The 14,812-nt window shown below is 65.5% G+C and carries 14 protein-coding genes; 5 read left to right on the top strand and 9 right to left on the bottom strand.

Annotated features, from left to right (window positions below):
- The first annotated feature begins 30 nt into the window (after positions 1-30).
- The 4 genes from OW493_RS03575 to OW493_RS03560 all read left to right on the top strand — a co-directional run bounded on the left by OW493_RS03575 (position 31) and on the right by OW493_RS03560 (position 3,773).
- The gene (locus OW493_RS03575; protein ID WP_077378625.1) at positions 31-591 is read left to right on the top strand and encodes an iron transporter; all 561 of its coding nucleotides are present in this window, start codon (positions 31-33) and stop codon (positions 589-591) included.
- Between the two features lie 223 nt (positions 592-814).
- The gene (locus tag OW493_RS03570; protein WP_077378622.1) at positions 815-1,189 is read left to right on the top strand and encodes a cupredoxin domain-containing protein; all 375 of its coding nucleotides are present in this window, start codon (positions 815-817) and stop codon (positions 1,187-1,189) included.
- A 123-nt stretch (positions 1,190-1,312) separates the two neighbouring features.
- Positions 1,313-2,173 (top strand): FTR1 family protein, encoded by an 861-nt coding sequence (locus tag OW493_RS03565; protein WP_289863314.1) that lies wholly within the window; start codon positions 1,313-1,315, stop codon positions 2,171-2,173.
- A 43-nt stretch (positions 2,174-2,216) separates the two neighbouring features.
- Positions 2,217-3,773: a 4Fe-4S binding protein gene (locus OW493_RS03560; protein WP_289863313.1), complete on the top strand. Its 1,557-nt coding sequence runs from the start codon at positions 2,217-2,219 to the stop codon at positions 3,771-3,773.
- Positions 3,774-3,856: 83 nt separating this feature from the next.
- Here the strand turns inward: OW493_RS03560 and OW493_RS03555 are convergent, their stop codons facing one another.
- Together OW493_RS03555 and OW493_RS03550 are read right to left on the bottom strand one after the other, a co-directional pair.
- Complete coding sequence (locus OW493_RS03555) at positions 3,857-5,431, bottom strand: DHA2 family efflux MFS transporter permease subunit (protein ID WP_077378613.1); 1,575 nt, start codon at positions 5,429-5,431, stop codon at positions 3,857-3,859.
- 2 nt (positions 5,432-5,433) lie between these two features.
- Positions 5,434-6,597 carry an HlyD family secretion protein gene (locus OW493_RS03550; protein WP_077378610.1) on the bottom strand — a complete coding sequence of 388 codons (1,164 nt, stop codon included), beginning with the start codon at positions 6,595-6,597 and terminating at the stop codon, positions 5,434-5,436.
- 233 nt (positions 6,598-6,830) lie between these two features.
- On the opposite strand from OW493_RS03550, the gene OW493_RS03545 reads away from it, so the two are divergent.
- Positions 6,831-7,499: a TetR/AcrR family transcriptional regulator gene (locus tag OW493_RS03545; RefSeq protein WP_077378608.1), complete on the top strand. Its 669-nt coding sequence runs from the start codon at positions 6,831-6,833 to the stop codon at positions 7,497-7,499.
- A gap of 113 nt (positions 7,500-7,612) precedes the next feature.
- Here OW493_RS03545 and OW493_RS03540 read toward each other — a convergent pair whose 3' ends face one another.
- The 7 genes from OW493_RS03540 to OW493_RS03510 form a co-directional block, all read right to left on the bottom strand.
- On the bottom strand, positions 7,613-8,593 hold the full coding sequence (locus OW493_RS03540) for an ABC transporter substrate-binding protein (RefSeq protein WP_289863312.1): 981 nt from the start codon (positions 8,591-8,593) through the stop codon (positions 7,613-7,615).
- 51 nt (positions 8,594-8,644) lie between these two features.
- Positions 8,645-9,259: an HD domain-containing protein gene (locus OW493_RS03535; protein ID WP_077379338.1), complete on the bottom strand. Its 615-nt coding sequence runs from the start codon at positions 9,257-9,259 to the stop codon at positions 8,645-8,647.
- A gap of 20 nt (positions 9,260-9,279) precedes the next feature.
- Positions 9,280-10,410, bottom strand: a complete 1,131-nt coding sequence (locus tag OW493_RS03530) for a TauD/TfdA family dioxygenase (protein WP_289863455.1) — start codon at positions 10,408-10,410, stop codon at positions 9,280-9,282.
- A 315-nt stretch (positions 10,411-10,725) separates the two neighbouring features.
- The gene (locus OW493_RS03525) at positions 10,726-11,325 is read right to left on the bottom strand and encodes a hypothetical protein (protein ID WP_077378599.1); all 600 of its coding nucleotides are present in this window, start codon (positions 11,323-11,325) and stop codon (positions 10,726-10,728) included.
- A 176-nt stretch (positions 11,326-11,501) separates the two neighbouring features.
- Positions 11,502-12,851, bottom strand: a complete 1,350-nt coding sequence (locus tag OW493_RS03520) for a TRAP transporter large permease subunit (RefSeq protein ID WP_289863454.1) — start codon at positions 12,849-12,851, stop codon at positions 11,502-11,504.
- The gene (locus tag OW493_RS03515) at positions 12,841-13,587 is read right to left on the bottom strand and encodes a TRAP transporter small permease subunit (protein ID WP_077378593.1); all 747 of its coding nucleotides are present in this window, start codon (positions 13,585-13,587) and stop codon (positions 12,841-12,843) included. Before OW493_RS03515 ends, OW493_RS03520 begins: the two co-directional genes overlap by 11 nt.
- The gene (locus OW493_RS03510) at positions 13,584-14,720 is read right to left on the bottom strand and encodes a TRAP transporter substrate-binding protein (RefSeq protein ID WP_077378590.1); all 1,137 of its coding nucleotides are present in this window, start codon (positions 14,718-14,720) and stop codon (positions 13,584-13,586) included. The genes OW493_RS03515 and OW493_RS03510 overlap by 4 nt, the downstream gene beginning before the upstream one ends.
- Between the last annotated feature and the right edge of the window lie 92 nt (positions 14,721-14,812).

The following is a 14,812-nucleotide window of genomic DNA, read 5'->3' as shown; positions in this document are numbered from 1 at the left end:
TCCACTTCCCATTATTGCGAGCCATCCCCGATGCCACAGCGTCATTTCGTCACCACTACTCTGCCCCGCGCGCTCAAGCCTGCCCTGCTCGCCCTGAGCCTGGCGGCACCGTTCGTGGCGGGCCAGGCCTCGGCACTGGAATACCCGATCGGCACTCCGGTCAAGGAAGGCGGCATGGAAATCGCGGCCGTCTATCTGCAGCCAGTGGTGATGGCCCCGGCAGGCAAGCTGCCGGCCAATCAGGCCGACATCCATCTGGAAGCCGATATCCACGCACTGATGGAAAACGACAACGGCTTCGCGCCGGGCGACTGGATTCCCTATCTGGGCATTCACTACACCCTGACCAAGCAGGGCAGTGATACCCCGATCGAAGGCGATCTGGTGCCAATGATCGCCAACGACGGCACCCACTATGGCAAGAACGTCAAGCTGGATGGCCCGGGCAAGTACCACCTGACCTTCGACATCCAGCACCCGGACATGCCGCGTCACATCGACAAGGAAACCGGTGTCGCCGAGTGGCCGGACACCATCACCACCGATTACGACTTCGTGTATGCCGGTGTCGGCAAGAAAGGCGGCTACTGAGCACCAGCCTCTGCACGTGGCGGACATGACGGCGCCATTTCGTATCCGCCGGCATGTCCGCCCGCTGTCTCCAATGGCCGCCTGTGCTGAAAAGCGCTCGCGGCCATTGGTCGCTCTGCCGGCGACCCTCCATCCCTGGCACCTGGCACCCGCGAGTGCCACGTCCGAATGACCCTCCCTCGTGCCTCTGCCGAGTGCCTACCCCACTATCCCGGAGCCCATCATGCGCCTTCCTCGTCGTCGATCTGCCCGGCAGTCCGTCGCTGCGCTGCTGCCGACCCTCGCTCTGCTGCTGGCGGTACTGCTGCCGCGCGTGACGCTGGCCAGCGACATGCCGTCCTATGACCTGACGCTCACCAACGGCAAGCTCAGTCCCGAGGTGCTCAAGGTCAAGGCCGGCGAGAAATTCGTCATCCAGCTGCACAACGCGGGCAACACGCCCGCCGAATTCGAGAGCAATTCGCTGCGCAAGGAGAAGGTGCTGGCCCCGGGCGTGAAATCCTTCGTGGTGATCCACCCCTTGCGTGCCGGCAGCTACGACTACTTCGATGACTTCCACCTGCCGGATGCCCGCGGCAAGGTCGTCGCAGAAGACTGAGGCACAGGCACATGTCCGCCGTCACTCGTCTCGTCCCCTGCCGCGCCTGCCACCTCTTCCCTGTCAGGGCACGAACGGCATTGCCGATTCCTCACCCTGCCCGCTGTCCCCGAGAGTCCCGCCATGTTTGATCAGGTTCTGTTTATCGTCTGGCGCGAAAGCGTCGAAGCCATTCTCGTCATCGGCATCATGCATGCCTGGCTGGTGCAGTCGGGCACGCGCGCCGGGCTGCGCTACCTGTGGGGTGGGGTCGTTGCCGGTCTGGTGCTGGCCGGGCTGATGGGCGCGGCCCTGATGGGCGCCAACACCTGGCTGACCGGCACCGCCCAGGAAGTCTTCCAGGCGGCGCTGGTACTAATCGCCTGCCTGCTGATCACCCAGATGGTGCTCTGGATGCGGACCAAGGGCCGGACTCTCAAGGCAGAACTCGAGAGCGGCCTGGCCGAGGCCGTCTCCTCCGGCAGCTACTGGGGGGTCGCGGTACTGGTCGCCATCGCCGTGGCACGTGAAGGTGCGGAAACCGTCGTCTTCCTCTACGGCATGGGCGCCGCCAGCCTGCAGTCCGGTGGCATCGGCAGCTTCTCTCTCGCGGCCTTCATCGGTTTCGCGCTGGCAGTGGCGACCTTCACGGCCCTGCAGCTGGGTTCGCGCCTGTTCTCCTGGAAGCTGTTCTTCCGCGTCACGGAAGTCCTGCTGCTGCTGCTGGCCGCGTCATTGTTGATGTCAGGGCTTGAGCAGCTCATCGGCCTGGGCTATCTGCCGGCCGGTCTCGACCCGCTGTGGGATTCCAGCTGGCTGCTCGATGATGGCAGCGGTCTCGGTGGCCTGCTGGCGACCTTCGCCGGCTATCGCGCCTGGCCCGCCACCACCATGGTGCTGGGCTATGCCCTCTACTGGGTCATCGTCATCACTCTGATGAAGCGCCAGCGCAAGGTGGAGCGCAAGGATCAGCGCCAGCAGCTCACCGCCCGCGCGCGCAGCTGATGCCCGTCCCGCGCACTGCCCAGTGAGAGAAGAGGAAGCGTTCATGGCCCATTGCAGTACACACTCCGCACGCCCCGACGCACGGGCGGACATCATCGCCAGTGACGCCGGAGCCGGCGCCTCCCGAGCCACGCGTATCGCGCGTTTCGGCCAGGCGATGCAACAGCGGCGCGGCCTGATCCAGCTGATCCAGTGGCTGGTGGTGGGCATCTACGCCTTCCTGCTGGTGGTGCCGGCATTGCTGCCGCTGCCCGACTATCAGGCGCACATCCTCACCAATCTGACGGTGTTCGCCGAATTCGTGTTCTGGGGGCTGTGGTGGCCCTTCGTGCTGATCAGCATGGTGCTGATGGGCCGGGTGTGGTGCGGGGTCTTCTGCCCCGAGGGTACCCTGACGGAGGCCGCCAGCCGCATCGGGCTCGGCCGGCCGATTCCGGGCTGGATGCGCTGGGGAGGCTGGCCCTTCGTGGCCTTCCTGGGCACCACGCTCTACGGTCAGCTGGCCAGCGTCTATCAGTACCCGCTGGGCGCGCTGGTGGTACTGGGCGGCTCGACGGTGGCGGCGATCGTGGTCGGGCTGATCTACGGCAAGGGCACACGTGTCTGGTGCCGTCAGCTATGCCCGGTGAATGGCGTCTTCAATCTGCTGGCGCGCCTTTCGCCGACCCACTTCCGTACCGACCAGGCGCGCTGGAACGCCCACAACCGCGCCGTGCGCCAGGGCAATGCCGTGCGTACGCATGCGCCTGACTGCGCGCCATTGATTCCGCTCAAGCAGCTCGACAGTGCCGGCGACTGCCATGTCTGCGGGCGCTGCAGTGGCTACAAGGACGCGATGCAGCTGGAATGGCGGTCGCCGGGCGTGGAGCTGGTCGAACCGCCACAGCCGGTGCGTTTCACCCACTACTCGGTGCTGGTGTTCGGCCTGCTCGGCATCGCCATCGGCGCCTTCAGCTGGAGCGCCAGCCCGTGGTTCGTCGCGCTCAAGCAGCAGCTGGCCGTCTGGCTGATCGAGCATGACCTGATGTGGCCGCTGACCACCACCCTGCCCACCTGGATCCTGACCAACTACCCCGAGCACAACGATGTCTTCAATCTACTCGATGGCAGTCTGATCACGCTGTGGATCGTGGTGGGCGGCGGTCTGCTGGGCGCACTCACCAGCCTGCCGCTCTTGCTTGGCAACTGGCTGATGGGGGGCAAGGCGACGCTGTCACGCCTGTGGCATCTCTCGCTGAGCCTGATTCCTCTGGGCGGGCTCGGCGTGTTCCTCGGCCTCTCCGCCACCACCATGACGCTGCTGCGCGGTGACGGCATCAACCTCACCTGGGCCAATGATCTTCGCGCCGTGCTGCTGGCACTGGCCTGCCTGTGGGGCCTGCGACTGGCCTGGCGCATTACTGGCGAGCAGTACAACGGCGAGCAGCACAACGGCGAGCAGCGCAACGGCGAGCAGCGCAACGGCGAGCAGCGCAACGGCGAGCAGCGCAACGGTGGACGGCTCGCCGGCAACGCCGCACGACTGGTCGGCACGACAAGCGTCGCACTGGCCTGCCTGCCCGCGCTGGGGGTCTGGTACCTGATGTTCTGGGGCTGGTGAGACGCTGTCACCCGAAGGCTGAAACGACAAGACCCGCCATCAAGGCGGGTCTTTTGGTTGGCCGGGGCGGCGGTGACGCCACGCTAGTGAGCGCCGCCTTCGTCACTGCCCTCGCTCTCCGGGCGACGGAAGGCGATCACCACGACACTGCCCACCACATAGACCGCGCCCAGCCACAGGAAGATATTGTCGAAGGCCAGCACCTCGGCCTGAAGACTGATGCGCTGCGCGATCATCGCGACGCCCGCCTGCCAGGGGTCGGTCAGGCCCGAGAAGGTCACCTGATAGCTGGCCAGCTGGTCGATCACCACCTGGCGGCTCTGGTCGATGGAGCCGATCAGCTGGTTCCAGTGATAGTCCTCCCGCCAGTCGCGCACGGTATCGATCAGCGCCAGACCCACCGCGCCGCCCAGGTTGCGCATCACGTTGAACAGGCCACTGCCGTTGCCCAGTTCGTGCGGTGCCAGTCGTCCCATCGCCAGGCGTGACACCGACAGCAGCACCAGAATCTGGCCCACGCCACGGATGACCTGCGGCCAGAAGAACTCGTTGTAGCCCGAGCCCGACGTCAGATGGGCATTCATGCCGGTGCCGACACCGGTCAGCACCAGACCGATGAACATCATCAGACGCAGATCGATGAGATCGGAGAGCTTGCCCGACAGCGGTGCCATCAGGAACATCGCCACGCCCGCCACGAACATCACCTCGCCGATCTGCAGGCTCGAGAAGCCACGCACGCTGCCGAGGAACAGCGGCACCAGATAGACCAGCCCGTAGAGCACCACGCCCAGCCAGAAGCCGACCAGCGCGCCGAGCGCGAAGTTGCGATTCTTGAACACGCGCAGATCCACGATGGGGTTGTCAGCACTCAGCACGCGCCAGAAGAAGCCCACGCAGCTCAGCGCACAGACGATGGCCCACAGCAGAATGGGGGTGCTGGCGAACCAGTCATCTCCCGGCCCCTCCTCCAGCACGTATTCGAGGCTGCCGAGAAACACCGCCATCAACGACAGTCCCAGCGTGTCCAGACGCTTGAGCAGTCCGCGATCACCGCTGTCGATCTCCAGATTGCGCCACACCAGACTGGCCACGAGGATGCCCGGCAGCAGATTGGCCAGAAACAGCCAGTGCCAGCTGAAATACTCGGTCAGATAGCCACCGACGGTGGGACCGATGGACGGCGCCATGGTCGCCACCAGGCCGATCACCGCCTGAATGGTGCCCATCTTGCGCCGCGGGAAGATCGAGAAGCTCACGGCCTGGGTCAGCGGAATCATCGCCCCGCCCATGAAGCCCTGGACCGCACGCAGCACGATCAGCGCCTCAAGCGAGGTGGACAATGCACAGCCCAGACTCGCCAGCGTGAACCCCAGCGCCGAGACGGTCAGTACCACGCGGGTCGAGAAGATGCGCGCCAACATGCCCGAGAGCGGAATCATCACGATCTCGGCGATCAGATAGCTGGTCTGGATCCAGGAGACCTGCTCGGGACTGGCCGCCAGGCCCGCCTGGATCTCATTGAGCGAGCTGGCGACGATCTGGATATCCAGGATCGCCATGAACATGCCGAACACCGCCGCGATGAAGCCGATCTGCTGACGGCGCGACGGCATGTCACTGGCAGCACCAGCCGGGGCTGCGGTTGCCTCGGCCATGCTCACTGCGCTCCGTGTTCGGCGGTGGCCGCGACATCGGAGGCGGCCTGCACGCTATCAGGTGCCATGACTGGCGCGGTGACAGCCGCAGTGACAGGCGCGGTGACACTGGCCGCATAGGTGCCGGTCTCCGGCAGCTCACGGGTGTCGATGGACGGCACGACCGACAGCCCCGCCCGCAGGCGTGGCAATGCCGCTTCCGGGCCGGTCAGGCGGATACGCACCGGCACGCGCTGGACGATCTTGTTGAAGTTGCCGGTGGCATTGTCCGTCGGCAGCAGGCTGAACTCGGTGCCGGTCGCCGGCGCGAGGCTGTCCACCACCCCCTCGAACTCGATGTCCGGATAGGCATCCACCTCAAGGTGGACCGGCTGCCCGACTCGCATGCGCTCGGTCTGGGTTTCCTTGTAGTTGGCCACCACGTAGGCGCTTTCCACCGGCACCAGCTGCATCAGGGTCAGCGAGGCGCTGGCCATGGTGCCGACCTCGACACTGCGATTGCCGACCACGCCGTTCTGGGGCGCACGAATCGAGGTCTTCTCCAGCTGGTGGCGCGCGTAGGCGAGATCCGCCGCCGCTGACACCACTTCGGCGCGGGCCGAGTCCAGCTGTGCCTTGTAGACCTCGAGTTGCTGGCGCGCGGAGACCAGCGACGCCTGCTGCTGCGCGACGCTGGCCTCGGCGGTGCGCAGGGTCACCTGATCATCTTCAAGGGACTGCCGCGAGGCGTAGCTGCGGCTCTCAAGACTCCTTGAGCGCTTGAGATGCAGCGCGGCCTGATCGCGCTCGGCCTTGGCCGAGGCCAGGGCCGCCTTGGCCTCATCGATCTTCGCGCTCTGCAGATCCAGCTGACGCTCGGCCTGGACTTCCCCGGTGCGCGCCTTGTCGAGTGCGGCGCTCGCCTGATCCAGATTGGCCCTGGCATCCCCGTCGTCCAGCTGAACCAGCAACTGCCCTTTCTTCACTGGCTGGTTGTCATGCACCAGCATGCGCGTCACGCGCGCGGTGATCTCGGAACGCACCGGCACGCTGTCGGTCCGCACATAGGCATTGTCGGTCTCCTGCATGAAGCGCCCGACCTGCCACCACTCGACTCCCATCACGCCACCCGCGATCACGCCCGCCACCACGAGGAGCGCCACTGCGCCCTTGCCTGCCTTGTTCATACGGCGACTCTCTGTTGCTGCCTGTCAGTGCCAGGCAGGGAAAGCGTCTGACGGTGGCCGGCCTCGATGACGCAACGCCTGCGCTCGGGACTGCCATCTTGCACCGCCACTAAGTGTAATGAATACTACACTTCATTGAGCCACCCCCGACAGCGTCAACCGACAGCGTGCCTCGTTCGCAATATCGCAACCCTGACGGCGTCAGTCGGCCCCTTTCACCAGAGGACACAGACATGACGGACTCCCCTTCCTCGCAGAGTGCTCCGGACACCGCCACATCCCGCACCTCGCCGCGCGGGGAAGCCCGCCGCAGACGCCAGCGGGAAGTCGCCAGAGAACACTTCCTGCAAAATGGCTACGCCGCGACCAGCATCAACGAGATCGCACGGGAGGCCGGCGGATCACTGACGACGCTTTATCGGAATTTCGGCAACAAGGAGGGGCTGTTCCTCGCCGTGATGCAGCAGGAAGCACAGTCGGTATGGTCGGTGATGGATCACGAGGTCAATGAGGCACGTCGCGTCGACGAGGCCCTGGAACACTTCGGGATGGCGATGCTGACACTGGCCCTCGAACCACAGCTGATCCGGCTGTTTCGTGGCCTCGCCTTCGAGAGCGGCCGCAACCCGCAGCTCGGCAAGCTCTTCCTCGACAATGGCCCCAAGCTGACGCGCCAGCGGCTGGCTGGCTACCTGTCACGACAGGTGGCGGAGGGCCACTTGCCAGGCTCCGGCCTCGGGCAGGAACCGCTGGCCGCCGCCAACCTGCTGACCGGCATGCTGCTCAACCCGCTGCATGTCGATGCCCTGCTGGGCAGCTTCCCCGAACCGGCCGACCCGGAAAGCCTGCGACCACACGTCAGGCGCTGCGTGCGCGTCTTCATCGCGGGTTTCGGGGCCTGAACGCTGGGCCCCTGACAGCAAGACGCCGAGTCGACTGACTCGGCGTCTTCGTATGCAGGAGAAGTGGAGCGCGGGAAGCGATCAATGGCCGTCATCGCGGTAGGGAGGCTACGTCAGTCTTGCAGGCTGGCGTTCACGGCAGCGACGGCATCTTCGCCATCGCGGGTCGTCACGCCGGCAAGAAACTCCGCCAGACGCTCCGGGTGGGCGACGAGCCAGTCGTGCGCCACCTCATCGAGGTCACGCTCCTTCAGGCTGTAGTCGAGGATGAAGGCGCTCTGCTCATCGGAGCTGAAGACCAGCTGATCGAGAAAGCGCGTCAGGTTGGGATTGGCCTCGGCGTAGGCGGTCCGCACGACGGTCTTGACGTCACTGGCGCCGTTGTCAGGGCCGAAGACCGATTCCGGGTCTTCCAGGATATGGGTGTCGAATTCCGGCACCATCCAGTGCGGCGTCCAGCCGTAGAAGGCGATCCAGCGTTGCTCGCGCTCGGCGGCGCGCACTTCACTGAGCATCCCCGGCGTCGAGGATTCCATCGCATCCCAGTCACCCAGCCCATAGACATCGTCGTCGATGGCGCCGTTGAGCATGTCGCTGATGGTGGAGCCGCTTTCGATGGAGTAGATGGTCTCATCGAATTCATCGGCATGGGCGGCCAGGTCCGCCGCGCTGTGGATACCCGCGTCATAGACATAGCCCGGCACCGCGAAGCCCATCCGGGCACCGGTGACGTTGTTGCCGAGATCCGTGATCGCGCCGGCCGCCATGGCCGCGTCGTAGCTGTCCTTCTGGGCCGGCAGCCAGCCGGCGAGGAAGGCATCGCTGTCGCCGGTGGTCAGGGTGTTGTAACCGACGGTGGAGCTGACTTCCTGCCGCTCCACGTCATAGCCCATCGGGGCGAGAATCTGGGCGACGATCTCGCTCTTGACGCTGACACCGGGCCAGGGCGGCACGATGAGCGTCAAGGCGTCGTCCGTGTCCTGGGCAGAAGCCGCCAGCGGCGCCGTACTGAGCAGCAGTGCACCGAGCGTGAGGAGTCCGCGGCGGGTGCCGCGCAACGGGGAAGAGGTCAGGCAGGTCAGGGGTCGCTTCATCTTGTCGTTCCTTGTCAGCACCGGTCGCGCCGGGCCTTGTTATAGGGAGTGTCAAGCGGGGTCTTGCATGCCTTGCGCGACTGCAGCCGATGGCGCTGCCACCAGTTTCGGCAGGCCGCCAAAGGGCTCACGCCCCATCACGCGCGCAAGCATCGGGAGGAAATGCGCAAGCGGCAGGGTGTCGTATTCGGGGTCGAAGCTGGTCTGGTCCCACTCGTCACAGAAGCGCACGGTGCGCTCATAGGCAGGGTGGTGGGCGTAGGCATCACGTGCATGGCGGTCCTGGCCGAAGAATTCCCGGTAGTGATAGCCCTGGAACAGCTCGTGATGGCGAATCATCCAGACATTGAGCGGATCGATGAACGGTTCGAGGATACCCGCGGCGATCTCGGCATGATTGGCCGGTGCGAGATCATCGCCGATGTCGTGCAACAGCGCGCAGACCACCATCTCCTCATCGGCGCCGGCACGCAAGGCGCGGGTCGCCGTCTGCAGGCAGTGCTCGTAGCGATCCACCGGATAGCCATGGTGATCTCCCTGGAGGCGGCCCAGGTGGGCGATCACGCGCCGACAGGCATCGGACTGATACTCCCGGAAGTGCGCATCGATCAGCGCCCATTCGGCATGCGTGCTTTCCGCGAAGCTGCGAAAGCGCGCCTGGGTCATCGGGACGGTATCTTGCTGACTCATGCGGTGGCCTCCTCCCGGTTGTCCGGCTGACCGCTGAGCTGATCGGCAAGCTGGTCGGCCAGCAGCAGGCGGCGGCTGGCCGTGGAGTCGCGATCCACATAGCCCTGACGCATGTGGCGGATGCCGCCTTCCAGCTGGAAGGCGCTGCGACCATGGAACAGCCGGTAGTTGTCCATGATCAGCATCTGGCCCGGCGCCAGCTTGAGGTGCAGCGTGAAGTCGTCACCGGAAATCAGGCGGTAGAACGCCTGACGGGCCGCGTAGTAACGGCGCAGGGTCGCGCTCGGCAACGCCGGCACCCGCTCGGTACGATTGGAGAAGCGCACACGGGCCACCTGCCCCCGACTATCCAGCTCGATCAAGGGGCCTTCGCTCTCCAGCCGCGTGGTGGCATCGTGATAGCGGAATCCGGGCGTGACCTCGGTTAAGCAGGCAAAGGCCTCGGGGTCTTCACGACGCAGATGCTCCGCCGCGCTGAACCCATCCACCAGCGTACTGTCACCCCCCTGGGCGGCATTGCGCAGGCAGTGCAGCCAGATATAGCCGGGAATCGGATCGCGATAGGGGTTGTCGGTATGCGGCTCCAGCCCGCGCTGGGTCATGGTGAGGTCATAGGCGTTGGCGACGGATTTCACGTCGGCGATGCCGCCCCAGTTGGTGCGTCGCAGCGGCCCGATGCGATGGATCAGGCTCTGCATGCCATCTTCGTGATCCGGCACGCCACTGACCCGCACGAAGCCGAAGCGCTGCAACTGCTCGAGCATGTCCAGCAAGGCCGCGTCATCGTCCAGTGCTGCCGCGAAGTCAGCCTCGGGCAGCTGGGCGAGATCCCCCTTCCAGAAGGTCATGCCCTGGTAGGCCTGTGGCGCGCGACACTCCGCCAGCAGGGCCGACGACGAGACACTCACCGCGTGGCCGTCGCTGAAGGCCAGCGACAGCGTATCGCCGTCGAGCTGCGCCTCACTCAGGCGCAGATCCAGCGGCAGATCCGCCGCCTCGATCAGGCGCTGACCGGTCAGGGAATCGAGAGTCGCGTCATCAGGACTCCGCTCGCGCAGCCAGAGCGCCTCGAGGGTCAGATCACCCTCGGGGTGGCTCAGCTGCAGTTGTCGTCCGGAGTCTGTCAGGCAGACGGAAAGGGGGGCGCTGGGCACTCGATGTTCTCCACGGCTGGGGAGCGGCACGCTTGTTTTCCCTGGCAGGTGCCTGCTCTCGGGGGCGGGTCCGACTGGAATCTCTTCTACCTTAAGCCCCTACCGTCGAAGTGGTTTGAGGAAATTGGACATAGATTTGATGAAATTGGCCATATGTCGGACCAGCGAACGCGGCGCATCCGCGGAAACGAATCGGCAAGGCTTGGGAAGGAATGGCAGGCAGGCCCGGCAGCCATCGTGCGCCGGGGGTACGACAAGAGAACGAGGGCCGGGAGCCCCCATTCGACATCAGTCGGTCAGGTGCAGGACCTGACCGTTGAGCGCGCGCCCGGCACCACCGGCCAGGAAGCGCGCGCACTCCGCCACGGCATCCGGTCGGCTGCCCTCGGGACACAGCAGATTGGCGCGCACCCTGTCGGGGGCACGCAGCGCGAGGCGCTGGATCAACTCACCCAGCGCCGCCTGCGCCATGGCAGTGCCGTGATGCTCCTGCGAGGGCAGCGGCGAGGACAGCGGCGGCGCGACGGCCAGCAGGCGTCCACCGTGGCGCAACATGCGTGCACAGGCCGCCTTGAGCAAGGCGCCGGGCCCGGCGACCTGCGCGACCAGACACGCCTCCAGCGACTGCCCGGCCACGGCCTGCGGCGGCATGCAGACCAGCACGTCGAGACGGCCGAGACGCGCCACCAGCACCTCGAAACAGCCCTCGCCCACCACCTGACCGAAGCGATCCGACTGCTCGCCGCCCAGCGCGTCCAGCACGCGCTCGAGATCCGTCTGCGCGGTGCTCATCAGGGCGATGATGGCACCATCTTCCAGGAAGGTGCGCGCCATGGCTTCCAGCCATTCCCCCTGCCCCGCAATCAATACCCTGCGTCGTGGCAGCATCTCGTTCTCCCTGATGGATCGCTCTGCCGATCACGGCGGATCTGTGGCACATCACCTCCCTGTGATGCCCCTCGCCCTGCTGACTACCTTCCACGGCGTGGCGGTGTCACGGCGCCGATGTCACGCCCGCACTCTGCCCGCACCCTGCCCGCACCCTGCCCGCACCCTGCCCGCACTCAGGGCATCAGCCCCGGCAACCACAGCACCAGCGCGGGGAACAGCATGCACAGGATCAACCCCGCCAGCTGCAGGCCAACGAAGGGCAGAATCGAGCGATAGATGGTGCCGATGGAGACCTGCCCGGCGGTGATGCCCTTGAGATAGAACAATGCGTAGCCGAAGGGGGGCGTCAGGAAACTCGTCTGCAGGTTGATGGCGACCAGAATCGCGAACCATACCAGCAGCCCCTGGCCGGACAGCCCGAGCCCGAAGTCCAGCGCCTCGACCACCGGCGCCACCAGCGGCAGCACCACGAAGCTGATCTCGATCCACTCCAGGAAGAAGCCGAGCACGAAGATCAGCCCCATCAGCAGCAACAGCAGGCCGTAGGGACCCAGGCCGGTGCCGGTGATGACATCCTCGATCAGATAGTCGCCGCCAAGGCGCTTGAAGACCACCGAGAAGCAGGTCGCGCCGATGACGACGAACAGGATCATCGCGCTGGTCCGCGAGGTATCGCGCAGCGTGTTGCGCAGGGTGTCGAAGGACAGCCCGCCCATCACCAGCGCCAGCAGCAGACTGCCGCCCGCGCCGATGGCCGCGGCCTCGGTGGGCGTGGCGATACCGGTCATGATCGAGCCCAGCACCGCGACGATCAGCACCATCGGGCCGAGCAGATCGCGCAGCAGCGCCAGCGGCAGCGGCGTCTTGTCGGTGCCGAGCAGCGACTGGTCCGGCAGCGGTGCCCAGTCCGGGCGCAGCTTGGCGGTGATCAGCAGATAGGTCACGTAGAGCGCGCCGAGCATCAGCCCCGGAATCAGCGCCGCCTTGAACAGTGCCCCCACCGAGATCTGCAGGATGGAGCCCATCAGCACCAGCATGATCGAGGGCGGAATCAGGATGCCCAGGGTGCCGGAGGCCGCGATCACGCCACAGGCCATCTCGGCCTTGTAGCCCTGCCCCAGCATCACCGGCAGCGCCAGTAGGCCCAGCATGACCACCGAGGCACCGATGATGCCGGTACTGGCGGCCATCACCACGCCCAATAGCGCCACCGAGACGGCCAGACCACCATGCACGCGACCGAACAGGCGCTGCAGCGTCATCAACAGATTGCGCGCCACCCCGGAGCTTTCCAGCATCAGCCCCATGAACACGAACAGCGGAATCGCGATCAGCAGCCAGTTCTCGATCACCCCGCCGAAGATGCGCGAGCCGACGGTGCCGAGAAACGGCAGCGGAATGTCACCGATGAAGGCGAACAGGATACCCAGCCCGCCGAGCAGGAAGGCTACCGGGTAGCCGGAGAAGATACCGATCAGAAGTGCCACCACCATGGTGATGGGCAAGGCGTATTCAGCGAGCATCGTCATGGCTCCCGTCTGCTTGATCCTTGGGTGCCGTCGTGCCGGCCGTCTCGTGTGCAGCGGTGTCCTGCGTCTTGCCTGCCTGAGGTGCAAGGCCGGCAAGACTGGCAATCTCGTGGTCCTTCAGGCGCTCAGGAGTGCGCGCCGGGTCGAACAGACAGGCCAGATTCTCGAAGATCTGCCCGAGTGCGCCGAGGGCGAGAAACACCAGTCCCGTCGGCAGCATCGCCTTGATCAGATACCGGTCCACCAGCCCGCCATAGTTGGACTTCTCGCCGGACATGTAGGACATGGTGACGAAGTGCTTGGACAGCCAGGCGATCAGCAGGCAGAAGGGAATCAGCATGATGAGGTGGCCGAGGATATCGACCACGGCGCGTCCACGCGGCGAGAGGCGCTGGTAGAACAGATCGACCCGCACATGCGTGTCGCTGTGCAAGGCATAGGTGCCACCGAACAGCGTCAGCAGGCCGAACAGATGCCATTGAAGCTCGGTGACGGAATTGATGGTGATCGCGGTGCCGAACAGCAGCACGTCAGGCGACCCCCAGTTGGCGATTTCATTGATGCCCAGGGCGTTGAGCGTGACGGTGGTGAGCACGGCCAGGATGATCGCCAGACCCAACCAGCTGGTCAGGCGACCCACCCATAGCCCCAGGCCGACCAGCGGTCGGCCCAGGGCGTCACACACCGCCCCGCCCTGTGCCCGCCAGGGCGCAAGGCGGGGGTCGGTCATTGGGCGCTACCCTCCTCAGCGTCACCGGCCTGCTTCATGGCCATCGGCTGCGGCATGGCCTGCAGCTCGTACCATTCGTCGATCAGTGCGGCATGCTTCATCAGCGAATCGTAGGCCTTGGCGAAGTCAGGATTGGTCTGCTTCTCTTCTTCCAGCACTTCCCCCCATGCCTTCTGCAGCGCGGTCATCACCGGTTCCGGGAAGCGCTTGACCTCGACACCCTTGGCTTCGAGCTCATGGATCGCACGTACCTGAGCCGGCGGCGCTTCGGCCATCGCCCATTGCAGGGTCGCGCGGCAGGCGGTCTGGAACTGTGCCTTGCGCTGGTCACTGTAGCTGTCCCACACCTGCTGGTTGATCAACAGCGAGAACCAGCTGGCGCTCTGGTGCCAACCCGGGAAGTAGTAGTACTTGGCGACTTCATTGAAGCCCATCGCCTGATCGACCTGCGGCACCGAGAACTCGGTGGCATCGACACGGCCACGCTCCAGTGCAAGATAGATCTCGCTGCCCGGTACCAGCTGGGTGGAAGCGCCCAGCTTGTTGAGCACCTTGGCGCCGAGGCCCGAGATGCGCATCGACAGGCCCTTGAAGTCATCCGGCGAATTGATTTCCTTGTTGTACCAGCCGCCCGTCTCCTGCGGGGAGATGAAGCACGGCAGCACCTTCACGCCGTAGGGGTCATAGGCGGCCTGGATCAGCTCGGTGCCCTCACCGGCCCACATCCATGACATGAAGGCTTCCGGGCTCGGGCCGAACGGCAGCGCCCCGTAGAGGTTGGTGATCGGCACCGTGCCGGCCCAATAGCCCATCCAGTCCCAACCGGCCTGGATCGCGCCGGAAGAGACGGAGTTGAAGACTTCGAAGGCCGGCACCAGATCGCCCGGCTCATGCACGCGCAGGCCGACTTCACCGCCGGTGGCGCTCTTGAGTTCCTCGGACAGACGCACGGCCCCGGCGCCCAGGAAGTTCTTGGTCGAGAAGGTACTGGCGACGTCGAGCTGCTTCGGCCCTTCCGCCTGAGCAGGTGCGGCGGCCATCAAGGTGGTGGTGGCGACGGCCGCCGCGATGGCGGCTCCGAGGCGCAGGCGACGAGTCGGCGTCGTGTGACGCGGCGTGGCGTGATGCAACATGGCACGGCTCCCTGATTTGTTGTTGTACTGGCTGGTCGTACGGCTCGATGCTTTCTGGCGATAAGGCACGCAACAAGCTGACGCTTACGTCA

This window comes from Cobetia sp. 14N.309.X.WAT.E.A4 (genome assembly GCF_030397495.1).
Classification (GTDB): domain Bacteria; phylum Pseudomonadota; class Gammaproteobacteria; order Pseudomonadales; family Halomonadaceae; genus Cobetia; species Cobetia marina.
Note: the sequence above shows the minus strand (reverse complement) of the source record. Positions and strands in the feature narration are given on the sequence as shown.